General features: G+C 70.7%; 23 protein-coding genes. 10 read left to right on the top strand and 13 right to left on the bottom strand.

What is annotated here, in order from left to right; translation table 11 throughout:
* Positions 1 to 59 precede the first annotated feature (59 nt).
* The 3 genes from leuC to FGX59_RS06040 are packed head-to-tail and all read left to right on the top strand — an operon-like array spanning position 60 to position 3008.
* Positions 60 to 1484, top strand: coding sequence for a 3-isopropylmalate dehydratase large subunit (gene leuC / locus FGX59_RS06050; RefSeq protein WP_138465626.1), 1425 nt, complete (start codon positions 60 to 62; stop codon positions 1482 to 1484).
* 1 nt (position 1485) lies between these two features.
* On the top strand, positions 1486 to 2091 hold the full coding sequence (gene leuD / locus FGX59_RS06045; protein ID WP_138465625.1) for a 3-isopropylmalate dehydratase small subunit: 606 nt from the start codon (positions 1486 to 1488) through the stop codon (positions 2089 to 2091).
* Positions 2092 to 2099: 8 nt separating this feature from the next.
* Positions 2100 to 3008, top strand: coding sequence for an alpha/beta fold hydrolase (locus tag FGX59_RS06040; protein ID WP_138465624.1), 909 nt, complete (start codon positions 2100 to 2102; stop codon positions 3006 to 3008).
* On the opposite strand, the gene FGX59_RS06035 is transcribed toward FGX59_RS06040, so the two are convergent.
* From FGX59_RS06035 to FGX59_RS06000, 8 genes are all read right to left on the bottom strand, one after another.
* Positions 2998 to 3240, bottom strand: a complete 243-nt coding sequence (locus FGX59_RS06035; RefSeq protein WP_138465623.1) for a hypothetical protein — start codon at positions 3238 to 3240, stop codon at positions 2998 to 3000. The genes FGX59_RS06040 and FGX59_RS06035 overlap by 11 nt on opposite strands.
* A gap of 116 nt (positions 3241 to 3356) precedes the next feature.
* Positions 3357 to 3734: a hypothetical protein gene (locus tag FGX59_RS06030; RefSeq protein ID WP_138465622.1), complete on the bottom strand. Its 378-nt coding sequence runs from the start codon at positions 3732 to 3734 to the stop codon at positions 3357 to 3359.
* A 70-nt stretch (positions 3735 to 3804) separates the two neighbouring features.
* Entirely contained in the window at positions 3805 to 4896 is a 1092-nt protein-coding gene (locus tag FGX59_RS06025) for a bifunctional transcriptional activator/DNA repair enzyme AdaA (protein ID WP_138465621.1), read from the bottom strand.
* An 80-nt stretch (positions 4897 to 4976) separates the two neighbouring features.
* Positions 4977 to 6563 carry a pyruvate kinase gene (locus tag FGX59_RS06020; protein ID WP_206078291.1) on the bottom strand — a complete coding sequence of 529 codons (1587 nt, stop codon included), beginning with the start codon at positions 6561 to 6563 and terminating at the stop codon, positions 4977 to 4979.
* Between the two features lie 70 nt (positions 6564 to 6633).
* Positions 6634 to 7380: a ParA family protein gene (locus FGX59_RS06015; protein ID WP_138465620.1), complete on the bottom strand. Its 747-nt coding sequence runs from the start codon at positions 7378 to 7380 to the stop codon at positions 6634 to 6636.
* Positions 7377 to 8906, bottom strand: coding sequence for a CHAD domain-containing protein (locus FGX59_RS06010; protein WP_240722281.1), 1530 nt, complete (start codon positions 8904 to 8906; stop codon positions 7377 to 7379). The genes FGX59_RS06015 and FGX59_RS06010 overlap by 4 nt, the downstream gene beginning before the upstream one ends.
* A 149-nt stretch (positions 8907 to 9055) precedes the next feature.
* Positions 9056 to 10666 (bottom strand): Na/Pi cotransporter family protein, encoded by a 1611-nt coding sequence (locus tag FGX59_RS06005; RefSeq protein WP_138465619.1) that lies wholly within the window; start codon positions 10664 to 10666, stop codon positions 9056 to 9058.
* Positions 10667 to 10729: 63 nt separating this feature from the next.
* The gene (locus FGX59_RS06000; RefSeq protein ID WP_138465618.1) at positions 10730 to 11647 is read right to left on the bottom strand and encodes a LysR family transcriptional regulator; all 918 of its coding nucleotides are present in this window, start codon (positions 11645 to 11647) and stop codon (positions 10730 to 10732) included.
* Between the two features lie 119 nt (positions 11648 to 11766).
* Between FGX59_RS06000 and betC the strand changes: the two genes are divergently transcribed.
* The 3 genes from betC (at position 11767) to FGX59_RS05985 (ending at position 16283) form a co-directional block, all read left to right on the top strand.
* Complete coding sequence (betC, locus tag FGX59_RS05995; RefSeq protein WP_138465617.1) at positions 11767 to 13287, top strand: choline-sulfatase; 1521 nt, start codon at positions 11767 to 11769, stop codon at positions 13285 to 13287.
* 84 nt (positions 13288 to 13371) lie between these two features.
* Entirely contained in the window at positions 13372 to 15039 is a 1668-nt protein-coding gene (locus FGX59_RS05990; RefSeq protein WP_138465616.1) for a BCCT family transporter, read from the top strand.
* 101 nt (positions 15040 to 15140) lie between these two features.
* Positions 15141 to 16283 (top strand): alanine racemase, encoded by a 1143-nt coding sequence (locus FGX59_RS05985; protein WP_138465615.1) that lies wholly within the window; start codon positions 15141 to 15143, stop codon positions 16281 to 16283.
* 85 nt (positions 16284 to 16368) lie between these two features.
* Here FGX59_RS05985 and FGX59_RS05980 read toward each other — a convergent pair whose 3' ends face one another.
* The 5 genes from FGX59_RS05980 to FGX59_RS39270 form a co-directional block, all read right to left on the bottom strand.
* On the bottom strand, positions 16369 to 17736 hold the full coding sequence (locus tag FGX59_RS05980; RefSeq protein WP_138465614.1) for a mannitol dehydrogenase family protein: 1368 nt from the start codon (positions 17734 to 17736) through the stop codon (positions 16369 to 16371).
* Entirely contained in the window at positions 17733 to 20078 is a 2346-nt protein-coding gene (locus FGX59_RS05975) for a TIM-barrel domain-containing protein (protein ID WP_138465613.1), read from the bottom strand. The genes FGX59_RS05980 and FGX59_RS05975 overlap by 4 nt, the downstream gene beginning before the upstream one ends.
* The gene (locus tag FGX59_RS05970) at positions 20075 to 21376 is read right to left on the bottom strand and encodes a TRAP transporter large permease (RefSeq protein ID WP_138465612.1); all 1302 of its coding nucleotides are present in this window, start codon (positions 21374 to 21376) and stop codon (positions 20075 to 20077) included. The genes FGX59_RS05975 and FGX59_RS05970 overlap by 4 nt, the downstream gene beginning before the upstream one ends.
* A 9-nt stretch (positions 21377 to 21385) precedes the next feature.
* Positions 21386 to 21892 carry a TRAP transporter small permease gene (locus tag FGX59_RS05965; protein ID WP_240722279.1) on the bottom strand — a complete coding sequence of 169 codons (507 nt, stop codon included), beginning with the start codon at positions 21890 to 21892 and terminating at the stop codon, positions 21386 to 21388.
* A 121-nt stretch (positions 21893 to 22013) separates the two neighbouring features.
* A complete protein-coding gene (locus FGX59_RS39270) occupies positions 22014 to 22148 on the bottom strand; it encodes a hypothetical protein (RefSeq protein ID WP_255471543.1) in 135 nt (44 codons plus the stop codon).
* Between FGX59_RS39270 and FGX59_RS05960 the strand changes: the two genes are divergently transcribed.
* From FGX59_RS05960 to uxuA, 4 genes are read left to right on the top strand one after another with little or no spacing between them, the layout of a single operon-like run.
* Positions 22147 to 23127, top strand: coding sequence for a TRAP transporter substrate-binding protein (locus FGX59_RS05960; protein ID WP_138465611.1), 981 nt, complete (start codon positions 22147 to 22149; stop codon positions 23125 to 23127). The genes FGX59_RS39270 and FGX59_RS05960 overlap by 2 nt on opposite strands.
* A 4-nt stretch (positions 23128 to 23131) precedes the next feature.
* Positions 23132 to 24946: a glycoside hydrolase family 2 protein gene (locus FGX59_RS05955; protein WP_138465610.1), complete on the top strand. Its 1815-nt coding sequence runs from the start codon at positions 23132 to 23134 to the stop codon at positions 24944 to 24946.
* A complete protein-coding gene (locus tag FGX59_RS05950; RefSeq protein WP_138465609.1) occupies positions 24943 to 25695 on the top strand; it encodes an FCD domain-containing protein in 753 nt (250 codons plus the stop codon). The genes FGX59_RS05955 and FGX59_RS05950 overlap by 4 nt, the downstream gene beginning before the upstream one ends.
* 18 nt (positions 25696 to 25713) lie before the next feature.
* Complete coding sequence (gene uxuA, locus FGX59_RS05945) at positions 25714 to 26877, top strand: mannonate dehydratase (RefSeq protein WP_138465608.1); 1164 nt, start codon at positions 25714 to 25716, stop codon at positions 26875 to 26877.
* Positions 26878 to 26895 lie beyond the last annotated feature (18 nt).

The raw sequence follows: 26895 nt of genomic DNA, 5'->3' as shown, positions 1-26895 counted from the left end.
CATGGGACTTTGCGTGCGCAAGGGCGTAGCCCGGTGCCATGCCCATGGAGGACCGCCAGATGGAAAGACCCCGCACGCTCTATGACAAGCTGGTCGACAGCCATGCGGTGCGCCCGCTCGACGCGGCGGCCGGCACGCTGCTGCTCTATGTCGACCGCACGGTGCTGAACGAATACACCTCGCCCCAGGCCTTCACCGGGCTGCGCGAGGCCGGACGGCGGGTCTGGCGGCCGGGCGCGGCGCTTGGCACGGTGGATCATGTCAACCCGACCCGGAGCGCGCGCGCAGGCGGCCGCACCGATCCCGGCGCCGCGCGGCAGATGTCCTATTTCGCCGCGAACTGCCGCGATTTCGGCATCGAGATGTACGACGCGCTGCATCCCGGACAGGGGATCGAGCATGTGGTGATGGCCGAGACCGGCCGGGTCCTGCCCGGCATGGTGATCGCGGCGGGGGACAGCCACACCACGACCTACGGCGCCTTCGGCGCGCTCGGCTTCGGCATCGGCACCTCGGATATCGAGCACTACCTGGCCACCCAGACCCTTGCCTACCGGCGGCTGGAAACCATGCGGGTCACGGTCGAGGGACGCCTCGGCGCCGGGGTGCGCGCGAAGGACATCGTCATGGCGCTGATCGCCCGGATCGGCGCGGACGGGGCCCAGGGCCATGCGATCGAGTTCCAGGGCAGCGCAATCCGCGCGCTGAGCGTCGAGGCGCGGATGACGATCTGCAACATGGCGGTGGAATGCGGCGCCCGCGGCGCGCTGGTCGCGCCCGACGAGACGGTCTTCGCCTATCTGGAAGGCCGGCCGCATGCGCCGCAGGGCGCTGCCTGGCAGGCCGCGCGCGCCGCCTGGGAGGGGCTGGCCAGCGATCCCGGCGCGGTCTTCGGCCGCGAGGTGGCGCTCGATGCGGCCGGGATCGCGCCGATGCTGAGCTGGGGCACCAGCCCGGACCAGGCGATCCCGGCGGGCGGGCGCATCCCCGACCCCGCGGCCGAGCCCGACCCGGAGCGCCGCCGCGGCATGGAGCGGGCGCTCGGCTACATGGGGCTGCGCCCGGGTCAGGCGGCGGCGGAGATCGCCATCGGCCATGCCTTCATCGGCTCCTGCACCAATGCCCGGATCGAGGACCTGCGCGACGCCGCCCGCATCCTGCGCGGCCGCCGCATCGCGCCCGGTGTCGCGGGCATCGTCGTGCCGGGATCGCGCGCCGTGCGCCGCCAGGCCGAGGCCGAGGGGCTCGACCGGATCTTCCGCGCCGCGGGCTTCGACTGGCGCGAACCCGGCTGCTCGATGTGCCTGGCGATGAATGACGACGTGCTGCCGCCCGGTGCGCGCTGCGCCTCCTCGACCAACCGCAATTTCGAGGGGCGGCAGGGCAGCGGCAGCCGCACCCACCTGATGAGCCCGGCCATGGTGGCCGCCGCCGCGCTGGCCGGGCACCTGGCCGACAGCCGCGCCTACGAGACGGAGACCTGAGATGGAGCCCTTCACCCGCCTCGGCGGTATCGCCGCCGCGCTGCCCGCCGCCAATATCGACACCGATGTCATCATGCCCAAGCAGTTCCTGAAGGGCATCGACCGCAGCGGGCTGGCGCGCGGGCTGTTCCACGACCTGCGCTTCGACGGCGCGGGGCGCGAACGGCCGGATTTCGTGCTGAACCGTCCGGAGACCCGCGGCGCCCGCTTCCTGGTGACGGGGCCGAATTTCGGCTGCGGCTCCAGCCGCGAGCATGCGGTCTGGGGGCTCGCGCAATACGGCATCCGGGCGCTGATCGGCCCCAGCTTCGCCGGCATCTTCTTCGACAATTGCGCGCGCAACGGGCTTCTGGCCATTGCGCTGCCGGGCGCCGAAGCCCTGGCGCTGGCAGAGCGCGTCCGGGCGGCACCGGGGCTCGGGATAGCCGTCGACCTGGAGCGGCAGGAGATCGCCCTGCCGGAGCGGACCATCCGCTTCGAGATCGAGCCCGCGCGGCGCCGCGCGCTGCTGGACGGGCGCGACGCGATCGGGCAGACCCTGGAGCAGGCGGAGGAGATCCGGCGCTTCGAGCGCCGCCACCTCGCCGCCAGCCCCTGGCTTGCATGAGGCCCGCCATGACCGGATTCGCAGAGCTCGGACCGTCGCCCTTCCTCGAGGGCTTCGCGCTGCGCGACTACCGCCCCGCGGAGGGGCCCGCGCTGCGGCTGGCGATGGCGGGCAAGGGCCCGCCGCTCCTCTTGCTGCACGGCCATCCGCAGACCCATGTCACCTGGCGCAAGATCGCCCCGGCGCTGGCGCGGGACTTCACCGTCATTGCCGCCGACCTGCGCGGCCATGGCGACAGCGCCAAGCCAGAGGGCGGGCCGGATCACGCCAGCTATTCCAAGCGCGCGATGGCGGCGGACATGGCCGGGCTGATGGCGGCGCTGGGGCATCCCCGCTTCGCCGTGGCGGGCCATGACCGCGGCGGGCGGGTGGCGCACCGGCTGGCGCTGGACCATCCGCAGGCGGTGTCGCGGCTCGCCGTGCTCGACATCGCGCCGACCGCGACCATGTATGCCCGCACCGACCGCAACTTCGCCACGCGCTATTTCTGGTGGTTCTTCCTGATCCAGCCCGCCCCCCTGCCCGAGCGGCTGATCGCGGGCGATCCGGAATTCTTCCTGCGCCGCCACATCGACGGCCAGTCGAAGACCCCCGGCGCGACCGGGCCCGCCGCCTTCGCCGAGTACCTGCGCTGCTACATGGACCCCGCGACGCGGCATGCGATCTGCGAGGACTACCGCGCCTCCGCGGGGATCGACCTGGAGCATGACGCCGCCGATGCCGGCCGCAAGCTCGCCGCGCCGCTGCTGGCGCTGTGGGGGGCGCAGGGCACGGTGGGGCAGCTCTACGACGTGCTCGAGACCTGGCGCGAGAAGGCCGGGGATGTCCGCGGCCATGCGCTCGATTGCGGCCACACCCTGCAGGAGGAACGCCCCGAAGAGGTGCTGGCCGCGCTGCGCGGCTTCTTCAGCGCGTGACCGGCGGCTGAAGGCAGGGCAGCGCCCGGCCCAGCCCGTCCCCGGTCCGCCCGCGGGGGTGGCATGCGCTGCCCAGGGGCGCGGCAAGGCCCGCCCGGTCGAAGGCCCCGAAGATCGCCGGGCAGGTCAGCTCGCCCTCGTCCGGCTCATGGCGGGCGGAGACGCCGGCAATCCGGACATGGCCGCAGGCGCCCTTCGGCCGGTCGATCCGGCGCAGGAGGCCGCCCTCCATGATCTGCGTGTGGCAGACGTCGAACCGCCGCGGGACATTGCCGCGCCCGAGCCGCGCGATCAGCGCCAGCGCAGGGTCCTGGCGGCAGAGGAAATAGCCCGGCCCCGCCCGTGTGTTCAGCGCCCGACGGAAATCGCGATCCCGGCGGCGGCGCGGGCGGCGGCCAGGCGCATGCTGCGCAGCCAGGCCGCCCGGTCCAGCGCCTGCGTGACGCCCGGCAGCACGTGGATCCGCGGCGCGCCCAGCGTGACCGCGTAGCCGAGCGCCCGCTCGAGGCCGACCCCGAATTCCGCTTCGCCCCCGGGCCGCGCGGCAAGGCCCCGCCCGCCCGCCGTCCAGTCCCCGGGCGGCGCGTTGATCTCGGTCATCTCCAGCCCCGCCGCGCCAAGCTCCGCCGCGGGATGGGCATAGGGAAAACGGCATTCGACGGCGGCGAAACCCGCCATGCGGGCGCGCCCGAAGCGCCGGGCGAAGGGCGCATCGGCGAAGAGCATCGACAGGTTGGCCGCCGGGCAGGGCTTTGCGGTCTCCGGATCCGCGGCGCCCGCGCGGGCGGCTTCGAGGTCAGGGCCTGGCGCATGTCTCCTCTGCCGGGGTAACCGCCGCCGCCCCGCCGCGGCCGAGCGCCGCCTCGATCGCGATCAGCCGCTCCTTGCGCCAGAGCCCGCCGCCATAGCCCGTCAGCGTGCCGTCGGCGCCGATCACCCGGTGGCAGGGGATCAGGATCGCGATCCGGTTGGCGCCATTGGCGCGGGCCACGGCGCGCACCGCCGAGGGGCGGCCGATCTCGCGGGCCAGCGCGCCATAGCTGCGGGTCTGACCGGCCGGGATCTCGCAGAGCGCCTCCCAGACCCGGCGCGAGAAGGCCGTGCCGCCCGGGGCGAGCGGCGTGGCGAAGCGCTGCGGCCGCGCCTCGAAATACCCCGCGAGCTCTTCCGCGGCCTGTTCGGCCGGTGGCATGCGGCCGATGCCGATCGGCTCCTTCGCGTCGCGGGCCAGCTGGCGCAGCTCTGCCGGCAGCGCCTTGCGGTCGAGGAATTCCAGCAGGTGCAGATGCGTCCGGTCCGCCACCGCGATCATGTCGCCCAGGGGCGTCGGGATCCAGGTCGCCGACAGCCGCCGCCCGGCGCGCAGCTCGCCCGGGGCGCTACCGGTGAGCCGGGCGAAGGCGGCGCGGAAGGCGCTGGCCGAGCTGAACCCCGCCTCCAGCTGGGCGGCGATGACCTTGCCGCCCTCCTCCAGCGTGCCGAAGCCCGCGCGCAGCCGCCGGAGCCGCGCCATCTCCAGGAAGGTCATGCCGAATTGCCGCTTGAAGGCGCGGCGGATCGTCGAGGGATCGTGCCCGGCCGCCTCGACATCGCGCTCGCTCCAGCGGCGGGCGGGATCGGCCTCGAGCGCGGCGACCAGCGCCGCCACCGCCGGATCGCCCGAGCCCAGCGGCCGACAGCGCTTGCAGGGGCGGTACCCGGCATCGAGGCAGTCGGCCACCGTCGCGCGGAAGCTGCAGTTTTCGGACCGCGGCTTGCGCGCCGGGCAGGTCAGCCGGCAGAAGATGCCGGTGGTGGAGACGCAGACATAGGCCTGGCCCTCGTAGCGCGGATCGCGGGCGAGAAGGGCGGCATAGAGCGTGTCGTGATCGGGCAGGTCGAAGAGCATGCCCTGTCCTAGCATCCCGGGCCGGGCCGCGGCGCCGGAAATCGGGCACGGCTTCCGGTTTTGCGCAGGATCCGGGCCGGTCACGCCCCGGGCGGGGCGTGCCAGGCGTTCAGCGGGCCGAGGCGGGCGGACTTCTTGGCATGGTGCCGGTCCATCTGCCCGAGGATGCCGCGCAGGAAGGCGACCGCCTCGGCGGCATGCGGCCCCTTGTTCAGCATCACGCATTCGGCGCGCTGGCCCATCGCAGCATCGGTCGCCTCGGCACGGGTGGCGCGGCCCTCCCTGGCCAGCGTCTCCAGCACCTGGGTCGCCCAGACCACCGGCACGCCCGCCGCCTCGCAGAGCCACAGGATCTCCTCCTGGATCTCGGCGAGCCGCGCCAGCCCGATCTCCACCGCCAGGTCGCCGCGGGCGATCATCACCGCCACCGGCCCCGCGGCACCGGCCTCGGCGATCAGCCGCGGCAGGTTGGCGACGGCCAGCCCGGTCTCGATCTTCAGCACCAGCGCAGGCGGCACCCGCCCGTCGGGCAGCCGCTCTGCCAGCGCGCGGCGCAGATCGCGGATGTCCTGCGGCACCTGCACGAAGGAGAAGCCGATCGCGTCGGCGATCTCCGCCACGATATCGAGCGCCTCCAGATCGGCGGCATCGAGCGCCGGGATGCCGAGCGGCGCGCCGGGCAGGTTGACGCCCTTCCCGGGCTTCAGCCGCACGCCCTCCGGGGGCAGGTCCGAGAATTCGACCAGCGCGTGATCGGCATCGCAATCGACGATCCGCCCCGGGAGCTTGCCGTCGTCGAACCAGATCCGCGCGCCCTCGACCGCGGCGATCAGCAGTTCGGGATGGCTCGGCACGGCCTCCGCCCCGGCGGGCTCCGCGGAGAGGCGCCGCACCAGCCGCAGCCGGTCGCCGGAAAGGAAGCGCCCGCCCTCGCGCTCCGGGGCGAGCCCGGCCTTGCGCAGCCGCTTCAGCCGTCCGGGCTTCTCGCGGGCGAGGAAGGTCTCGGTCACGCGCATCTCGGCGAGCCGCACCTTGGGTCCGGCCAGGTCCATGACGATGCGCAGATCGGTGCCGCTGCGCTTCGCGGCGGCACGCGCCAGTGCCGCCATCGCGCGCCAGGCCTCCGGCGTGTCATAGGCGCAGTTGATCCGAAGCGCGGTCGCCCCGGCCCCGATCAGCCCGGCGACCAGCGCCGGATCCTCGGCCGCCCCGGAAGGCAGGGTCGCCATGATCCGGGTCTGCGGCCCGTGCGGATCGGCGCCGAAGATCGCGTCGCGCTCCGCCGCCACGCGGGCCGCGAAGCCCCCGGCCGCGGGCAGCGGCCGCGCGGGATCGGGCGCGCGTCCCGCCAGCGCGGCCAGCGCCGCCGTCACCGCGTCGAGCGTGCCCAGCACATGCGCCTCGGACCGGCCGAGCGACGACAGGCCGAGCCCCGCCAGCCCCGCCTGCAGCCCGGTCAGGTCGCGCCGCCGCAGCGCCAGATAGGCCGCCAGGTTCTCCAGCTGCGCGGCAAAGCCCGCCCGCTCCGGGGCGCCATCGGGACACCATCCGGCCCGCGTCGCCGCCGCCTCGGCCGCCACGTCTGCCCGCAGCGCGGCAAGCTCCGCCCCCAGCGCGGCCGCCATCCCGGCGACCCCCGTCATTTCCGCCTCGAGCGTCTCCGCCATGATCCGGCCCCTCCTGCGAACGGCGCCATAGATCACGGCGAGGTAACAGCCGCATGACAGCGGCCCGCCGCTAGAGCCGCTTGGACAGCGCGTCGCAGAGCGCCCCATAGGCGCGGACCGCCGCGCTTCCGGCCGGGGCGAAATCGGCCACCGGCGCGCGGTGCACGCCCATCTTCTCGATCTCCGAGGCGAAGGGCACGGCGATGTCGAGGAGCCGCTTCGGATGGGCCTTGCGCAACCCGGCCATGGTCTCGCCATGCAGCTTCTTGGTGCCCTGGACCATCGAGAAGAAGCCGAGGATCTTCTTCTTCGGCAACCCGCGCTCGGCGAAGAAGCCGAGGAGCTGCTCGAAGGTCCGCTCCGACAGCGTGGTCGGGATCACCGGCACCAGGATCGCGTCGGCGCACTTGAACACGTTCTCCGACAGGGTGGAGATGTTCGGCGGGCAGTCCAGCAGGATGATGTCGTAGTCGCTGCCGACCCCGGCCAGCGCCTTCTTCAGCCGCGAGCGGCTGTTCTTCATCCGCGACAGGAAGACGTCGAAATCGCGGAAGGTCATATTGGCGGGCAGGATGTCGAGATTGTCGAAATCGCTGCCGCGGATCGCGCCGGTGAAGCGCTTGACGTCGGTGAAGAACCGCCCCTCGGTCAGCTTCCTCGACGGCTTCACCCGGAAATAGAAGCTCGAGGCGCCCTGCGGGTCGAGATCGCACAGCAGCACGCGCTTGCCCTGGCGCGCCAGCCCGTGGGCCAGGTTCACCGATGTGGCGGTCTTGCCGACGCCGCCCTTGTTCGAATAGCAGGCGACGATCTTCATGCCCTGTCTTCCCCCGGTTTGAAGAGTTCGCGGAACCGCGCGCGCGTGTCCTCGCTGTCGAAGGCGGCGAAGGAGGCGGCGACGCGGCCGCGCTCCTCCTGCTGCCGCTGGTTCAGCACGGTGATCAGCGCGCCGATGCCCGCGGCGATCTCCACCATGTCGGGACCGGGATCGGCCGCGACCTTGCCGGAGGCCTCCTCCAGCGCCGCCTGCTGCACCGAATAGTCGTTGAAGAGCCCCAGATTGTCCTGCAGCTTCTTCAGCTCCTTGATCAGCCCCTTGACCTCGCGGCTGTCGAAGAGCGGGGCGAAGAACTCCATCAGGTAGCGCAGCTTCTTGCAGTGGATGCGCAGCTCGTGGACCTGCTCGTCGGGACAGGTGGCGATGCCCTGGGCCAGCTTGCAGACCCTGGAATAGCGCTTCCAGATCAGGCCGCGGGCATAGCCGAGCGCCGGGCGCTCCGCCATCGGCCCCGGTTCCAGCCGGCCGCTGCGCTCGAAATGCCGCTCCAGCCGGCCGATCTCGCGGGCATAGCCCTTGGAGCCAAGCCAGGCGGCGAGCTTGGCCTGCTCGCCGTCGCGCTCGGCGGCGAAGCGGTCGAAGAGCTTGCCGAGCCCGGCGCGGCGCGAGGGCGGCACCAAGTCCAGATAGGTCTCCCGCTCCAGCAGGTAGACGTCGAGGTCGCGCAGCCGCCCGGTGCGCGCCATCACCGCGCCGAAGCGCGCCTTCAGCATCGCGGTCTCCTCGCCGGAGAAGACGCCCTTGAAGAGCGACACGACCGAGCGGGTGCGGCGCAGCGCGACGCGGTAGTCATGCAGGAATTCGCTGTCGATATCGGCGATGATGCCCGGCTCCTGGCGGCGGGCGATGGCCAGCTGGGCGCGGATGATGCCGGTGGCCGCCCCGAGCGCGGGCTCGTCGGCCGCCATCACCGCGCGGGTGGCGGGCGGGGCCTGCGGATCCTCGCCGCGCAGCAGCGCCGCCGCTTCGGCCGCGTTCCGCGCGCCCGGGCCGCGCAGCGCCTCGAGCTCGCGCAGGAGCCGCCGCAGCGCCTTGCCGTAGCCGCGCAGCGCCGCCAGCGTCACCACCGAGACCGGCATCCCCCCGGCGGGGGCGAGATCCCACAGCTCGCATCGCACCAGCGTCTTGCCCTCGTCATCGACCAGCTTCAGCCGCCGCCGCGTGGCGATCCCCGAGGCGACCGGCATCAGTGCGCGCAGCCGCGAGACCTTGCCGGCCAGCGCCCGCGTCACCGCGCCCTCGGGCATCCGGTCGAGGAAGCCGGGCGGCGCGGGCGGCTGCTCGGGCCGCGCCGCGGCGTCACCGAGCAGCGCCAGCCCCGCCTCGGTCGAGACCAGCAGCCGCCCCGCCGCGGCCACCTGGGCGTCGAACGTGTCATAGAGCTCGAACGCGCCGGTAAGCGGCTCGCCGTCATCGGCCATCCGGCCATGGGCGGTCTCGAACCCGGCCAGGCCGAACTGCGCCGCGCCCTGGCCGAAAATCACCTGAACCCCGTCCCCGGTCACTGCCCGGCCCCCCTGCACTCAGCCATCTCTGCCCTGTCCTGCCCCCTGTTCCGGCCTGCGGCGGCCCCTCCCCCGCATGAAACTGTTTTGTCTCATATTATCCGCATCCGCTTCAAGCCGCAGGGCCGCCTGCCGTAGCGGCCGTGGCGTCAATCCGCCAGAACATCGAGCGCCGCCTCCCGCCGGGGCGAAACCGGGCCGCGGCCGGCGCGGATCTGGGCCATGTGACCGGAAATGCGCCAAAGATGGTAGCTGCAGCGCTGCAGCCAGCGCATTGCCTCCAGCCGCCGGGCCAGCGCCTCGCCGCCGGGACCGCCCTGGCGCGCCCCGGCCAGGATGCGGCTGCGGTAGCGTTCGCGCTGGCGCCGCATCAGCCGCTGGAGCTTGTTGAGCTGCGGCTCTGCCGCCGCCAGATCGGCACTTGCCGCCGCGGCCGAGGCCGCAAGCAGGCGCGCGAGCCGCCGCAGCTGCCGGTCCTCCTGCAGCGCCGCGATCCGCGCCTCTTCCGTCGCGCGGAAATAGAGCCGGCCGAGATGGTCGAGCACATGCAGCACCGAAACCAGCCGCTCGGGGGCGGGCGCGGTGCCGGCGGCGGGCGGGATCGCGTCGGTGAAGCGGCGCAGCTCCGGCAGCGCCTCGGCCAGGGCGCGCAGCGCCTCGCGGTCCTCGCGCCTGGCCTCCCGATGGCCCAGCCGCGCCGCCAGGTAGCCGGTCTGGGCGGCGGCCACCGCCTCGAGCGCCGTGACCGCCGCATCCGCCGCCGCCTCGGGGTCGCGCAGCATCTCGGGGCCGAGGCTGCCGGTCAGCACCGGGCCGCGCGCCGGGACCAGCGCCGTGACCAGCCGCGCGAAGGGACCGGCGACGGGCAGGACCAGGACCACGCCGAGGATGTTGAATCCCGAATGGAAGGCGACCAGCGCGATCTGCCCGTCGAGTTCCGCGCCGCCCGGCCCCAGAAGCGCCGCGGCCGGGCCGAGCAGGACGAAGGCCATGACCCCGGTCAGCAGGTTGTAGATCACATGCGAGGCGCCGGTGCGCCGCGCCGCGGTCGAGCCGCCGAGCGTGGCGAGGACCGCGGTGAAGGTGGTGCCGACATCCATGCCGATCACCAGCGCCATCGCCTGCGGCAGGCTGACCGCCCCGGCGCCGAGCGCCGCCAGTGCCGCCGCCACGCCCGCGCTGGAGGATTGCGTCACCAGCGTGATCAGCGCCCCGGCCAGCACCAGCTCGGCCCGGCCCCAGAGGCTGTCGCGCGGGAAATCCTCCGGGGTGACGAGGCCTTCGAAGCCTGCGAGGCTGTCCTTCAGCACCTCGATCCCGAGGAAGATCAGCGCGAAGCCCGCCAGCGCCGTGCCGATCTGCGGCCGCCGCGCCCCGCCCGAGAGCCGGAGGACCGCGCCGAGGAAGACCAGCGGCAGGCAGACCGCGCCCAGATCCAGCTTGAAGCCGAGGATCGCCACCAGCCAGCCGGTCAGCGTGGTGCCGATATTGGCGCCGAAGATGATGCCGAGCGCCTGCGGAAAGCTGAGCAGCCCGGCGCTGACGAAGCCGACGGCGGTGACGGTGGTGGCGCTGGAGGACTGGATCAGCGCGGTCGTCACGGCGCCGGTCGCCGCGCCGCTCAGGGGGGTCCGGGTGAAGCGGGCCAGCGCCGCGCGCAGCCTCTGCCCGGCCAGCGCGTGCAGGCTGTCGGTCAGCCAGAACATCCCGAAAAGGAACAGCCCGACCCCGCCGAGCGCATTCACCAGATCGCCGATCATGGCGCAGTATCCGCCCGCGTCCCGGCGCAGGCAAGAGGGCGGCAGAGCCGCAGCGCCGCCATTTCAGCCGCCCAGCCGGGCGGCGATCCAGTCGAAAACCGCGCGCACTTCGGGCCGCGCCGCGGAGCCGGTCACGCTCAGCACATAGGCCATGCCGCTCTCGGCCTCCTGCGGGATGGCCGGGCACAGCAGCCCCGATTGCAGCCGCGCATCGGTCAGCCCGCGCCAGCCGAGCGCCAGGCCCAGCCCCTCCTGCGCCGCCTGGATGACATGGTCGTAGCTGTTGAAGCTGATCCGTTCCGCCTGGCGCGGCAGCTCCAGCCCAAAATGGCGCAGCCAGCTCGTCCAGGTGAACCAGGGCGGCGCCCCGGCCGAGGAGAGCTCGATCAGCGGCAGGCCGATCAGGTCGGCGGGCGCGGCCAGGCGCGGATGGGCGGCGCGGAAGCCGGGGCTGCAGACCACGCCGACCCGCTCGGGGAAGAGCTGCCGCCGCAGGTCGCTGTCGGTCCCCGCGGGCTCGATCCGCACGGCCAGATCGGCCTCGCCCGGCGCCTCGTGCCCGGGCAGCTGCCGGGTCATCAGCGACAGGCCGAGATCGGGAAAATCGGCGCAGAGCGAAGGGAAGGCCGGCAGGAAGCGGAACCCGGCGAAGGCCAGGTCGGTCTCGATCACCACAGCGGCGCGGCGCCGCGGCCGCGCCAGCCGCTCGAAGGCCAGCGCGGCGCCGCCCAGATGCGGCGCCACCGCCTCGGCCAGCTCGCGCCCCTCGCGGGTCAGCGTCACGCCGCGGCGGTGGCGCTGGAAGAGCGCGCGGCCGAGCGCCTCCTCCAGCGCGCGGATCCGCTGGCTCAGCCGCGGCTGCGACAGCCCCGCCAGCCCGGCCGCGCGCGAGAGCTGGCCGCATTCGGCGACCAGCAGGAAGAGGCACAGATCGGCGCTGTGCCGCGAGAGGTTGGTATAAGCTTTCCCAATATCCGGCATTAGGCGAATTCCCGATGAATTTTACCGGAAGTCAACTAGGTTCCCGCGGACAGCCTCATGAATCCCCCTGAACCGCCGCGCGGGCCCTGCCCGTGACGGCCGCGTAGTGACGAGACCCGATGACCGCCAGCACCCGCCCGAACATCCTGATCTTCATGGTCGACCAGCTCAACGGGACCTTCTTTCCCGACGGCCCGGCGGAGTTCCTGCATGTCCCCAATATCCGCGCACTGGCGGCGCGCTCCACCCGGTTCCGCAATGCCTATACCGCCTCGCCGCTCTGCGCGCCGGGCCGCGCCAGCTACATGTCGGGCCAGCTGCCGTCGCGCACCGGGGTCTACGACAATGCCGCGGAATTCGCCTCCTCGATCCCGACCTATGCCCATCACCTGCGCCGCGCGGGCTACCAGACCTGCCTGTCGGGCAAGATGCATTTCGTCGGTCCCGACCAGCTGCACGGCTTCGAGGAGCGCCTGACCACCGACATCTACCCGCCGGATTTCGGCTGGACGCCCGACTACCGCAAGCCGGGCGAGCGGATCGAATGGTGGTACCACAACATGGGCTCGGTGACCGGCTCGGGCGTGGCCGAGATCTCCAACCAGATGGAATACGACGACGAGGTCGCCTATCACGCCACCCGCAAGATCTACGATCTGGGCCGCGGCCATGACGCCCGCCCCTGGTGCCTGACGGTCAGCTTCACCCATCCGCACGACCCCTATGTGGCGCGGCGGAAATACTGGGACCTCTACGAGGAGTGCGAGCACCTGCTGCCCGAGGTGGCGGATCTGGGCTACGGCAACCAGGACCCGCATTCGCAGCGCATCTTCGACGCCAATGACTGGAAGAGCTTCGACATCACCGAGGATGACATCCGCCGGTCGCGCCGCGCCTATTTCGCCAATATCTCCTATCTCGACGACAAGATCGGCGAGGTGATGGAGGCGCTGCGCGGCATCCGCCAGGAGGAGAACACGATCATCCTGCTGGTCTCCGACCATGGCGACATGCTGGGCGAGCGCGGGCTGTGGTTCAAGATGTCCTTCCTCGAGGGCGCCGCGCGCGTGCCGGTGATGATCGCCGCGCCGCAGATGCCCGCGGGGCGCATCGACACGCCGGTCAGCAATATCGACATCTGCCCGACGCTCTGCGACCTCGCCGGGATCAGCCTGGACGAGATCCGCGACTGGACAGACGGCGAGAGCCTGGTGCCGCTGGCGAATGGCGGCACGCGCGGGCCGGTGGCGATGGAATACGCCGCCGAGGCGAGCTATGCGCCGATGGTCTGCCTGCGCGAGGGCCGGTGGAAGTACACCGCCTGCGACCTGGACCCAGAGCAGCTCTTCGACCTCGCGGCCGATCCGCACGAGCTGCAGAACCTCGCCGCCGATCCGGCGCATGCCGCCACGCTGGAGCAGTTCCGCGCGCTGGCCGCCGCGCGCTGGGACCTGGCGCGGTTCGACGCCGAGGTGCGCCATTCCCAGGCGCGGCGCTGGATCGTCTACGAGGCGCTGCGCAACGGCAGCTATTTCCCCTGGGACTACCAGCCGCTGCAGAAGGCCTCCGAGCGCTACATGCGCAACCACATGGACCTCAACGTCGTCGAGGAGAACGCACGCTTCCCGCGCGGCGAATAGCGCCGCACGGCACGACCCTCCCGGCCGGGCGCAGGGCGGCGCCGCCGGGACCGCGATAACCGCCCGCAGAACAGGGAAACGCAAATGGCAAAACTCGAACCTCCCCTCTCGGACCTGCCGATCAAGACAGCCGAGGGCGGGTTCTACCACGGCTTCTCGCTCGACGTGACCGTGACCTCGAAACTCGCCGTCGGCGGGCTGGTGCTCTGGGCGGTGGCCTTCCCCGGCCAGGCCGCCGCGGTGCTGGGCGGGCTGAACAAGTTCATCCTGGCGAATTTCGCCGCCTGGTACGTCTACGTGATGGCGCTTTTCGTGATCGCCTGCATCGCGCTGGCACTCTGGCCCGCGGCCGGCCGTCTGAAGCTGGGCCATGACGACGAGACGCCGGAATTCGACAATTTCTCCTGGTTCTCCATGATGTTCGGCGCGGGCATCGGGGTCGGCATGCTGACCTGGGCCGTGGCCGAGCCGATCTACCACTTCCAGAACAATCCCGACGTGATCCAGGGCTTCGCCACCGCGGGCGAGATGGACAACTTCCTGAACGCCTACAAGTGGAGCTATCTCCACTGGGGCTTCTCGGCCTGGTCCTCCTATGCGATCGCCGGGCTGTCGCTGGCCTATTTCACCTATCGCCGCGGGCTGCCGCTGACGATCCGCTCCTCGCTCACGCCGCTCTTCGGGACGCGCCTCTCCGGGCCGCTCGGCCATCTCGTCGACATCGTCGCGGTGATCGCCACCATCCTCGGCGTGGCGCAGACGCTGGGCTTCGGCGTCGAGCAGTTCGTCGCCGGCATGAGCAAGATCGGCATCGGCGGCTGGCTCCTCAACGAGGAGGGCAACGCCTCCACCATGGGGATCATCGTCGCCATCGTCGTCATCATGGGCGCCTCGACCCTCTCGGCGCTCTCGGGTGTCGGCAAGGGGATCAAGTGGCTGTCGAACCTCAACATGGCGCTGTCGATCTTCCTGCTGGGCTTCCTGATCCTGTTCGGCGCCACCTGGTTCGGCATGCAGGCGCTGTTTCTCGGCACGCTGAACTACATCGCCAGCCTGCCCGCGATGCTCTTCACCGTCTACCGCGGCGACGGCACCGAGATGGGCGCCGCGCTCGAGGGCTGGCAGGGCGGCTGGACGGTGTTCTACTGGGCCTGGTGGGTCGCCTTCGCGCCCTTCGTCGGGCTCTTCCTCGCCCGCATCTCGCGCGGCCGGACGATCCGGGAATTCGTGCTCGGCGCGATGATCGTGCCCTCGCTGATGTGCTTCGTCTGGTTCTCCTTCGGCGGCGGCACGGCGATCGACATGGAGCTGAACGGCGGGGCCGCCGGCGCGATCTTCGGGGCGACCGACGGGGCGAAGATCTTCACCATGACCGGGCTGATGCTGGGCGACGTGCTGGGCTGGGCCATGGCGGTGCTGATCGTCATCCTGCTGATGACGTATCTCGTCACCTCGGCCGACAGCGCGGTGCTGATCGTCAACACGATCAACGCGGCGGGCGACGAGGGGCCGAAGGCGCGGCCGCATATCATCTTCTGGGGCGTCGTCCTGGGGCTGGTGGTCGCGGCGCTGCTGCTGGTCGGCGGGCTGACCGCGATCCAGACGGCGATGGTGATCGGCGCCCTGCCCTTCTCGGTGGTGATGGTGCTGATGTGCGCCGGGCTCTTCAAGGCGATCTACCGCGACGGGCTGCGCGCGCGCCATGGCGTGCCTTCGGTGACGGTCGAGCTGCCTGCCGAAGCGGCGGAATGACGGAAGGGGCCGGCCGCCGCCATCGCGGCCGGCCCTTCGCGCTTGACCTCCGTCCGGCTGCGGGCTCCACTGTCGGTCCCTAGTGCGGAGGACACAGGCACATGGATTCCCTATTTCCGGACCCCCATCTGGCGCAAACCGCCGCGCGCCCGCTGCGCACGCCCCTGGTCCGGATCAACCCGGCCAAGCTCGCGGCGAATATCGAGCGCATGGCCGGGATCGCCCGGCGCGCGGGCGCGGCGCTGCACCCGCATGTGAAGACCCACAAGAGCATCGAGATCGCCCAGATGCAGATCGCCGCCGGGGCCGCCGGGGTCACCGCCTCGAAGCCCTCCGAGGCGCTGGTCTTCGTCCGCGCGGGCCTGCCGGCCGTCACCGTCGCCTATCCGCTGCTCTGCTCCGCCGCCGCGGCCGAGCTGATGGAGGCCGCGGGCCAGAGCGGCTGCGCGCTGCGCTTCGTCGCCGCCCATGCGCTGCATCTGGAGGTGCTCGAGACCGCCGCGCGCAGCGCGGGCTGCCGCGCCGGGGTGTTCCTGAAGGTCGATACCGGGCTGAACCGCATCGGCGTCACCGCCGGAAGCGGCGCCGCCGCGGTGCTGGCGCAGGTGCTCGGCGCCTCGCCCTCGCTGGATTTCCTCGGGCTGCTCTCGCATGCCGGGCATGCCTATGGCGCCGGTGATGCCGAAGCGCTGGCGCGGATCGCCGAGGGCGAGATGGCGCAGCTGCGCGCCGTCCAGGCCGAGATCGCCCCCTATCTGGGCTCCGAGGGCCGGGTCTCCGTCGGCGCCACCCCCAGCTGCCTCGGCGCGCCGGTCCAGCCCGGCACCGCCGAGATGCGGCCCGGCAACTACGCGCTGCTCGACCTGACCGCGGTGCGGCTCGGCCTCTGCGCGGCAGAGGAGATCGCGCTGACCGTGGAGGCGACGGTGCTCTTCACCGCGCCGGGCCGGGCGGTGATCGATGCGGGCAGCAAGGTGCTGAGCTCCGACAAGGGGCCGCATGGCACCGGCGGCGATGCCGGGCACGGGCGGATCGAGGTCACACGGCACGGCACGCGCCATGCGCTGACGGTCGCGCGGCTGTCGGAAGAGCACGGGGTGGTGGACGATCCCGACGGGATCCTGGCGGTCGGCGAGCGGGTCGCGGTGCTGCCCGCGCATTCCTGCGCCGTGGTGGCGCTCGCCCCGCGGATGTGGCTGGGCGAGCGCGAGATCGCGGTCGATGCGCGGGGCTGCGTCAGCTAGGACGCGGCGGCCTGCCTTGGCCCGGAGCCAGAGGTTCCGGACCGCGGCAGGCGCTGGCGCGGCGGGCGTTCAGGCCGGGCCCGGCTCAGAGCCGGGCGAAGGCCGCCCTGACGCCCGGCAGGAAGCCGGGTTCCGCCGCCAGCTCCGCCGGGACGAGCCCCGGAAGCGCCAGCACCGCAGCCACGGGGTCTTCCCCGGCGACAGCGGCCTCGAGCTCGGCCTTGCGCGGATCGGCGCTGCCGCGGCCCTCGGCCAAGAGCTTGATCCAGGCGGCGATGCCGAGCGCGGTGACCTCCCAGCCCTCGCCCTTCTGCAGATGCGCCAGCGCCGGAGCCAGGAGCCGCTGCGGCAGCTTCTGCGACGTGTCCGAGGCGATCTGGTCCAGACGGTGGCGCAGACGCGGATTGGCGAAGCGGGTCAGCAGCGCGGCGGCATAGGCCCCCAGATCGACGCTTTCCGGCACCGACAAGGTCGGCGCCTGCTCCGCCAGCATCAGCTTGCGCGCGGTCTCGCGCAGCGCCGGGTCGCCCATGCAGTCATCGACGGTGACATGGCCCGCGAGCTGCCCGTAGCAGGCCAGCATCGTGTGCGACCCGTTGAGCATGCGCAGCTTCATCTCCTCGAACGGGCGGACATCCGCGACCAGCTCGGCGCCGCCCGCGGCGAAGGGCGGGCGGCCCGCGGCGAAGCTGTCCTCGATCACCCATTGCCGGAAGGGCTCGCAGACGATGCCATTGGCATCCTCGCGCCCCAGCGCGCCGGCAAGCAGCGCGTAGCTCTCCTCGGTCATGGCCGGCACGATCCGGTCGACCATCGAGCAGGGGAAGGTGCAGCTTTCGCCGATCCAGGCGGCCAGCTCCGGGTCGCGCGCGCCGGCGAATTCCAGGATCACCGCCCGGGTCAGATGGCCGTTCTCCGGCTGGTTGTCGCAGGAGAGCACGGTCAGCCCGCCAAGGCCCGCGGCACGGCGGCGCGCCAGGCCCTCGACGATGACGCCGATCGCGGTGCCGGGCGCTTCCGGCGAGGCCAGGTCGGCGACGACGCCGGCATTCTCGCGGTCGAGCCCGCCCGAGCGGGCGCAGTAGCCCTTCTCGGTGATGGTCAGCAGGATCACCGACATCGGCGCGGAGGCGATCAGGTCGGGGATCGCGTCCACGCCGTCGCGGCGCGGGTGGCGGGTGGCGGCGATGACGCCGATCTCGCGCAGGGTGACGCCCTCGCCATCGGCCTCCGCCACGTGATAGCGGCCATCCGCGGCATCGAGCGCGTCCATCGCCTCGACCCCGGAATTCAGCCGCGCGGCCACGACGCCCCAGTCGCCCCCGGCCTTCGCCAGGCCCTCGGAGAGATAGACCATCGGATGGGCGCGGGCGAAGGCGCCGAAGCCCAGATGAAGGATGCGCGGCGCCAGCGCCTCGGTGTCGAAGGCGATCGGAACGGTGGTCGTGGTCACAGCGCGATCTCCCCGGGCAGGCTGCGGGTCTCGCCCGCGGGCAGGACGATCTTCGCCACCGGGATCACCGGCGCGCCCTCGCCCGAACGGGCGGCGGCCAGGGACAGGCCCTCGGCCGTGCCCTTGAGGGTCAGCGTGGTGACGCAGGAGGCGCCGCCCTCGGTCACGCCATCATCCTCGTACATCACGCTGGCCTCCTCGAAGGCGCCCGGCGCCGGGAAGACGGCCAGCACGCGCTCAGTCTCGGCCTGCGGGTGCGCGCGGGTGGCGGAGTTGCCCATCGGGATCACCGCCCCGCCGCGCACGAAGAGCGGCATGGAGCCCAGGTCGACATCCAGAACCAGCGTGCTGCCGCCCTCGTGCCAGGTGCCGGCGTGGAAGTCCCACCAGCCGGTCGGGCATTTCGGCAGGCGCACGGTGCGGGTGGCCGCGCCCTCTTCGACCACGTTGGCGACCAGCAGGTCGCGGCCGAGGAGGAAGTCGTCGCATTCCGCGTAGCTGCCCTCGTCCTCCGGGAAATCCATGAAGGCCGGGCGGATCATCGGCTCGTCCTGCTCCGCCGCCTGCCACAGCAGGGTGTAGAGATAGGGCAGCAGCCGGTAGCGCAGCTTGATGGCGTCGCGGATGTGATGCGTCACCTCCGGGAACATCCAGGGCTCGTTCACCGTGGCGTCGTCATTCCAGGAATGGATGGTGAAGCGCGGATGGAAGATGCCGTTCTGCACCCAGCGGACGAACAGCTCCGGCTCGGGACGGGGGCCGGAGAAGCCGCCGACATCATGGCCGATATTGTAGATGCCCGACATCGACAGGCCGAGCCCCATCCGGATGTTGTAGCGGATGGTCTTCCACATGGTGCGGTTGTCGCCGGTCCAGGTCTGGGCGTGGCGCTGGATGCCCGGCATGCCCGAGCGCGAGATCAGGTAGGGCCGCTTCTCCGGGGCGTGGGCGCGCTGCGCCTCCTCGCTGGCGCGGGTCATCAGCACCGAATGCACCGGACGGATCAGCGACACGTCGATCGCGTCGCCGAAGCCCGCGCATTGCGCCGCCCCGTCCCAGATCTCGTATTCGTTGTTGTCGTTCCAAGTGGAGCCGATGCCGTAGTCGAGCAGCTGCGAGCTGACCCCGTCCTTCCACCAGTCCACCGTGCCGGGATTGGTGAAGTCGAGATGCGAGCCGGTATCGTCCCAGTAGATCGAATGCTCGGGCCCGCAATCGGGATCCATCTCCAGGCTGGCGCGCACGAAGAGCCCCGCTTCGGCGGCTTCGGCATAGCGCGGATGGTCCTGCAGCAGGCAGGGCTTGATATTGGCGATCAGGTGCACGTCGGAGGCGGCGAATTTCGCCGACATCGCCTTCGGGTCCGGGCACTTGTTGAAGTTCCAGTTGAAGACGTAGCGCTTCGGCCCGATCGAGGTGTAGCCCGAGGACATCTGGAAGCTGTCGCAGGGAATGTCATGCTCTTCGATCCGCGCGAGGAAGCTTTCCAGCTGCGCCTGCGCATCCGGGGCGTCGGTATAGCTCATGGTCGAGCCGGAATAGCCCAGCGACCAGCGCGGCGGGAAGGCGGTGCCGCCGGTCAGCCGGACCTGGCCCTTGACCAGCTCGGTCAGCGAGGGCGCCCACCGCATGTAGTAGTCCAGATCGCCGTCCTCGGCGCGGTAGGCGCGATAGGCGAGGTGGTAGTTGTCGAGCTCGTTGCCGAGATCGAACCAGGCGCCAGCCATGTTGTCGTAATAGACCGACCAGCAGCCCTGCTCGGGCGTCTTGGTCAGGGTGAAGGGGATGTGCTTGTAGAGCGGGTCGGTGGTCTCCGCGTCATAGCCCATCGCGTCGAGATTGCGCATCTCGTAGCGGCGGCCGGACCGCTCCAGGTCGCCCGCCTTCTCGCCGAGGCCGTAGACCTTCTCGCCGGGGAAGCGGCGCAGGAAATGGCCGTGGCTGTTGTCGCGCAGGCCGAGCATCACGCCGCCGGTCGGACGCTCCTCGGCGAACATCGCCCAGCCGTCGCCGTCCCGGCGCTGCCAGACGAAGCGCAGCGGATGCTCGATCACCAGCCGCATCGACGCGGTGGAGATCGCCAGCGACTCGCCCTCCTCGACCGCGAAATCCGGGCAGGGATGGCCCGAGAGATCGTCGCGCAGGCGGCCCTCCCAGGGCATCTCGCCATCGGGGGCCACGCACCAGCCGCGGTTCAGACGCCAGTTGCCGTCCTTGAGGAGCGAGACGCGGAACAGGGTCTCGTCCAGCACGGCGACGAGCAGCAGGTGGCGGCCGTCGATCAGGATCTCGACGCCGGTTTCGGTCCGGTCCTTGAGGGTCCAGTCGGTCAGGGTCTTCATTGATACACACCAAGAATGCGGGGCAGGAACAGGCTGATCGAGGGCACGTAGGTCACCAGGAGCAGCAGGCCGAAGAGTACGGCATAGAACGGAAGCAGCGGCTTGATCACCGAGGCGATGGAGGTCTTGCCGACCGAGCAGCCGACGAAGAGCGCCGAGCCGACCGGCGGGGTGCAGATGCCGATGCACAGGTTCAGCGTCATCATCACGCCGAAATGCACCGGATCCATGCCGAGGTTCTGGACGACTGGCAGGAAGATCGGGGTGAAGATCAGCAGCGCCGGGGTCATGTCCATGAAGGTGCCGACGATCAGCAGCGCGATGTTGATCAGCAGCAGAATCGCCAGCGGGTTGTCGGAGAGCGCCAGCAGCGTGTCGGAGATCAGGTAGGGAATGCCGCCGAAGGCCATCACCCGGCTCATCGCGATCGACGCGCCGATCATCAGGAGCACGATCGAGGTCGTCACCGCGCTTTCCATGATGATCGCGGGCAGGTCGCGGATGGTGATCTCGCGGTACCAGACCAGCGCCAGGAAGAGCGTGTAGACCACTGCCGCGGCAGAGGCCTCGGTCGCGGTGAAGGCGCCCGAGATGATGCCGCCCATGATCACGACGATCAGGCCGAGCGGCAGGATCGCGTCGCGCGCGGACTTCCAGACCTGGCAGAGGGTCGGCTTCGGCGCCAGCGGATAGCCGCGCTTCTTGGCGATGAAGCCCGCGACCGTCATCAGGCCGAGCCCCATCAGGATGCCGGGCACGTAGCCCGCCATGAAGAGCGCCGCGATCGAGGTGCCGCCGGTGATCAGCGAGTAGACGATGAAGGTGGTGGAGGGCGGAATCAGCAGCCCCGTCGGGCAGGAGGCGATGTTGACGGCGGCCGAGAAGGCCGGGTCATAGCCCTCTTTCTTCTGCAGCGGCGCCATCACCCCGCCCACGGCCGCGGCCGAGGCCACCGCGGAGCCCGAGATCGAGCCGAACATCATGTTGGCGATGACGTTGCAATGCGCCAGCGCGCCCGGCAGGCGCCCGCCCAGCACCTGGGCGAAATTGATCAGCCGCATGGCGATGCCGCCGCGGTTCATGATGTTGCCCGCGAGGATGAAGAAGGGAATCGCCAGCAGCGTGAAGCTGTCGAGCCCCGAGGCCATCTGCTGTGCCACGATGAACAGCGACTGGTCGAAGCTCATGAACAGCAGGAAGGTCAGGAAGGTGGCAGAGCCGATGGCGAAGGCGATGGGGACGCCGATGACCATGAGGACGGCAAAGGAGCCGAAGAGCAGGATGATCGCGTTGGTCATGGAAGGTCCTCAGTCCAGCGGGCCGCCCACGGGGGCGTCGGGTTTGTCCTGTGCGCCGTGCCGGGCGAGCTCCGCCAGGAAATGGCCGCAATAGATCAGCATCACGAGTCCCGCGAAGGGAATCGCCCCGTAGACCCAGGCCATCGGGATCTGCAGCGCGGGCGTCACCTGGCCCGAGGCCAGCGTCTTGGCCGCCAGCGCCCAGCCGCCCTTGATCATCACCAGGATGGCGAAGAGCGCGACGATCACCAGGATCAGCCCCTCGGACAGGGTCTTGGCCCGGCCCTTCAGCGCGCCGGTCAGGAAATCGATGGCCAGGTGGCGGCGCTGGCCCAGCGTGTAGGCCCCGCCGATCAGTGCCAGCCACATGAAAAGAAAGCGCGCCAGCTCGTCAGTGACGGTGGACGGGGTGCCCAGCACGTAGCGGCTGACCACCTGCCAGACGACGCAGCCGACCAGCACCGAGAAGATGGCGATGATGATGACGCGGAGCACGAGGTCGAGCGTACGGATCACGGCCGGCCTCCGCTGCCCGGGAACCGGGCGATGGCAAATTGCGGGACTGGTTGCACGATGTCGTCTCCTCCGCAGTGGGACCCCGCAAGGGGGGTCTTCGAGTGCCGCAAAACTTAGCCATTCACGCGAACTGGTCAACCAATTTGTCGGACCGCTTGACGAGATCGGATTTCGCGGCCATGAATACCCTTGTTTGGCCGGCCAATTTTTCCGGATTGGCCGGGCCCGCTGTTTGAACGTTCTGGGAGGATGCCATGAAATCCGTTCTGACCGCCGCGCTGGCCTCGACCGCGCTTGTCCTGGCTGCCGCCTCTGCCGATGCGCGGACGCTGCGTCTCAACCACAACAACCCGCCGGACCACCCGGTCCATATCGCCATGCAGCAGATGGCCGACCGCGTCGCCGAGCTGACCGATGGCGACATCAAGATCCAGATCTTCCCGAACGGCCAGCTCGGCACGCAGCGGGAATCGATGGAGCTGGTGCAGAACTGCGCGCTCGACATGGCCCGCTCGAACGCGTCCGAGCTGGAAGCCTTCGAGGAAAGCTATTCCGCGCTGAACCTGCCCTACATCTTCCAGTCCGAAGAGCATTTCAACAAGGTGATCACCGGCGATATCGGCGCTGACATCCTGGCCTCCTCGGCCGACAAGGGCTTCCGCGGCGTGGCCTTCTACACCGAGGGCGCGCGCAGCTTCTACGGCAACAAGCCGATCCTGTCGCCCGATGACCTGAAAGGCGTCAAGGTCCGCGTCCAGCCCAGCCCCTCGGCGATCCGCATGGTCGAGCTCCTGGGCGGCAACCCGACCCCGATCGCCTGGGGCGAGCTCTACAGCGCGCTGCAGCAGGGCGTCGTCGACGCGGCCGAGAACAACCCCACCGCGCTGACCACCGCGCGCCATGGCGAGGTGGCCAAGCACTTCTCGCTCGACGAGCACACGATGATCCCGTCGGTCGTGGTGATCTCCAGCTGCGCCTGGGACAGCATGACGCCCGAGCAGCAGGAAGCGCTGCACACCGCGGCGATGGAATCGATGGCCGACCAGCGCGAAGCCTGGAACGAGGCCTCCGATGCCGCCATCGCGGAAGCCAAGGCCGAGATGGGCGTCGAGGTCCACGAGGTCGACAAGGCTGCCTTCGCAGAGGCCGTCGCGCCGATGATCGAGGAAGTCGCGGCGCGCTCGGACAACCTGCGCGACCTGATCGAGCGCATCCAGGCCGCAGCGGACGAGTAAGTCCATGCTGGAACGGTCCGACCTGGCGGAGAACGCGCTGCAGTGCCTGCATGACGAGGACTACGACCGTCCTTTCAACACGCAGGCGCTGAACGCCGATACCATGATCTTCACCGGCGGCAGGCAGGGCCTGGCGCTGGACGGCACGTGGAATTTCTGCGTCGACCTCCTCGATACCGGGCTCAGGCAGAAATGGTACGCCATGACGCCCGAGGCCCCCGAGGACCGGACCGAACCCTGGGACTACGATCCCTATGCGGGCGAAACCGTGCAGGTACCCTCCTGCTGGCAGATGCAGAAGGAGAAGTGGTACTTCTTCGAAGGCTCCGCCTGGTACACCCGCGCGCTGGAGGCAGGCCCCCTTGCCCCCGGCAACCGCCGCTTCCTGCGCGTCGGCGCGGCGCAGTATGACTGCAAGGTCTTCGTCAACGGCCAGTTCCTGGGCAACCATTACGGCGGCTCGACCCCGTTCTGCGTCGAGGTGACCGAGGCCCTGCGGGACGGCACCAACTGGATCATGTTCTGCGTGAACAACGCCCGGACGCTCGACCGGGTGCCGATGCGCAACACCGACTGGTTCAACTATGGCGGCATCTACCGCGAGGTGGCGCTCTACGAGACCCCCGCGACCGTGATCCGCGACGTCTTCGTCCATCTTGCGGACGACGGCATCCGCATCGCCGTGACGGCAGACGGCCCCGCCACGGAGGCCGAGGTCGAGATCCCGGGCCTGTCGCTCTCTCTCGTGATAGCGCTCACATCCGGCAAGGGCGACGTGACCGTCCCGGCGCGGCCGCAGCTCTGGTCGCCCGAGGACCCGGTGCTCTACGACCTGAGCATCTCGGCCGGCGGCGACCGCGTCACCGACCGCGTCGGCTTCCGTACGATCGAGCGCCGCGGCACCGAGATCCTGCTGAACGGCAAGCCGGTCTTCCTGCGCGGCATCTCGGTCCACGAGGATGACGCCACGCTGGGCAAGGTGACCTCCGAGGCCGATCTGCGCCGCCGCTTCGCCCATGCCAAGGAGCTGGGCTGCAACTACCTGCGGCTGGCGCATTACCCGCATCACGAGCTGGCCGCGCAGATCGCCGACGAGCTGGGGCTGATGCTCTGGGAGGAAGTCCCGGTCTACTGGGCCATCGACTTCGCCAATCCCGCCACCCGCCGCGATGCCGAGAACCAGCTGCGCGAGCTGATCCACCGCGACCGCAACCGCGCCAGCGTCATCATCTGGTCGGTCGGCAACGAGAACCCGGACACCGATGCGCGGCTCGAGTTCATGAAGGGGCTCGCGGATCTGGCCAAGGCCGAGGACCCGACCCGCCTGACCTCCGCCGCCTGCCTGGTGAACCATGCCAAGCTGAAGATCGAGGACCGGCTGGCGCAGCATATCGACGTGATCGGCCTGAACGAATACTATGGCTGGTACGAGGAGAATTTCGAGGAGCTCGGCATCATCGGCCGCAACTCCGCCCCGGACCGTCCGGTGGTGATCTCCGAGACCGGCGCCGATGGCGACAGCGAGCAGGGCCCCGCGCGCGGCCTCTTCAGCCTCGCCTACCAGGAAGAGGTCTACGAGCGGCAGATCGAGACGCTGCGCGGGCTCGACTACGTCAAGGGAATGTCGCCGTGGATTCTCTATGACTTCCGCGTCGAGCGCCGCCAGAACCCGTTCCAGCGGGGCTGGAACCGCAAGGGGCTGATCGCCGGCGACAAGGCGTCGAAGAAGCCCGCCTTCGCCATCCTCGCCGCCTATTACGCCGAACGCGCCCGCGCAGAGGCCGCGGAAGCCGAACTGGTGCCGGAGGCCGGGACATGAGCCAGACCCGCCGCTACCAGGATGTCGCCGCGCTGATCCGCGGCGAGATCGCCCGCCGCAAGCTGCCGCCCGGCACGCGCCTCGACACCGAACGGCAATGGTCGCAATCCCTGGGCGTCTCGCGCTCGCTGGTGCGCGAAGCCGTCATCATGCTGGAGATCCAGGGCCTGGTCGAAGTCCGCCAGGGCTCGGGCATCTACCTGCTCGAAGAACCCGAGCAGCTCGCCCCGGCGCCGCAGGACGATATCGGCCCGTTCGAGCTGCTGCAGGCGCGGCAGCTCCTGGAAAGCTCCATCGCCGCCTTCGCCGCCGAGCAGGTGACCAAGGGCGACATCCTGAAGATGCGCGACGCGCTGGAGGCCGAGCGGACCTATATCGAGGCCGGCGGCGGTCCCGACTATTCCTCGGACGAGCTCTTCCACCGGCTGATTGCCGAGGCGACGCAGAATTCCGTGCTGACCACCATGGTCGAAGAGCTCTGGGCCGCGCGCGACCGCAGCCCGATGTGGGCGCGGCTGCATGCGCGGGTCTTCAACCAGGACTACCGCGCCAACTGGCTCGACGACCACCAGGCGATCCTGGACGCGCTGCGCGCCCGCAATCCCGAGGCCGCCCGCCGCGCCATGTGGGCCCATCTGGGCCATGTGCGCGAGACCCTGCTCGAGGTCTCGGATGTCGATGATCCGGCCTTCGACGGCTACCTGTTCCCACCCGTCCCGGAGATCGGCCGCCGATCCCCGGACCCCTGACAAGACAGAGGCTTTGTAATGATCGAGACCTGGCGCTGGTTCGGCCCGAACGATCCGGTGACGCTCTCCGATGTGCGCCAGACCGGCGCGACCGGGATCGTGACCGCGCTGCATGACCTGCCCAACGGCACCGTCTGGCCCGTCGAGGCCATCGAGGCGCGGCGCGACATGATCCGCGCCGCCGGGCTGGACTGGCAGGTCGTGGAGAGCATCCCCGTCCACGAGGACATCAAGACAGGCGCGCCCGGCTGGGAACGCTATGCCGGGGCCTGGGCCGAAAGCGCGGTGAACCTGGCGAAATGCGGCATCAAGACGATCTGCTACAACTTCATGCCGGTGCTCGACTGGACGCGGACCGACCTGGAGCACCCGCTGGCCGACGGCGCGACCTGCCTGCGCTTCGACAATGACGAGATGGCCGCCTTCGACATCCACATCCTCGCGCGCCCCGGCGCGGCGGAGGATCACGGCCCCGAGGTCGCGGCCCGCGCCGCTGCCCGCTTCGCCGCGATGGACGATGCTGCCAGGGACAAGCTGACCCGCACCGTCATCGCCGGGCTTCCGGGCTCCGAGGAAAGCTTCACCGTCGACAGCTTCCGCGCCCAGCTCGCCCGCTATGACGGCCTGGGCCATGCCGGTCTGCGCGCCAACCTGGCGAAGTTCCTGCAATTCGTCGTGCCGATCGTCGAGAAGGAAGGCGTCGTGCTGGGCATGCACCCGGACGATCCGCCGCGCCCGCTCTTCGGCCTGCCGCGGATCGTCTCGACCGCCGACGACCTGCGCGCGATCCTCGCCATGGTGGACAGCCCGGCCAACGGCCTGACCTTCTGCACCGGCTCGCTGGGCGTGCGGCCCGACAACGACCTGCCCGCGATGCTGCGCGAATTCGGCGACCGGGTGCATTTCCTGCACCTGCGCGCGACCAAGCGCGAAGACGATCCGCTCAGCTTCCACGAGGCGCCGCATCTCGAAGGCGATGTCGACATGGTCGCCATCATCCGCGAGACCCTGGCGATCGAGGCGCGCCGCGGCACCGCGCTGCCCTTCCGCCCCGATCACGGCCATGCCATGGCCGACGACCAGCGCCGCCGCACCGCGCCGGGCTATCCGCTGATCGGCCGGATGCGCGGCCTGGCCGAGCTGCGCGGCATCGTCCGCGCCGTCGCCGCGCTGGCCGCCTGAGCCCCGTCCCGCTCCGGG

This window comes from Poseidonocella sp. HB161398 (assembly GCF_005870025.1).
In the GTDB taxonomy this organism is placed as follows: domain Bacteria; phylum Pseudomonadota; class Alphaproteobacteria; order Rhodobacterales; family Rhodobacteraceae; genus Mangrovicoccus.
Note: the sequence above shows the minus strand (reverse complement) of the source record. Positions and strands in the feature narration are given on the sequence as shown.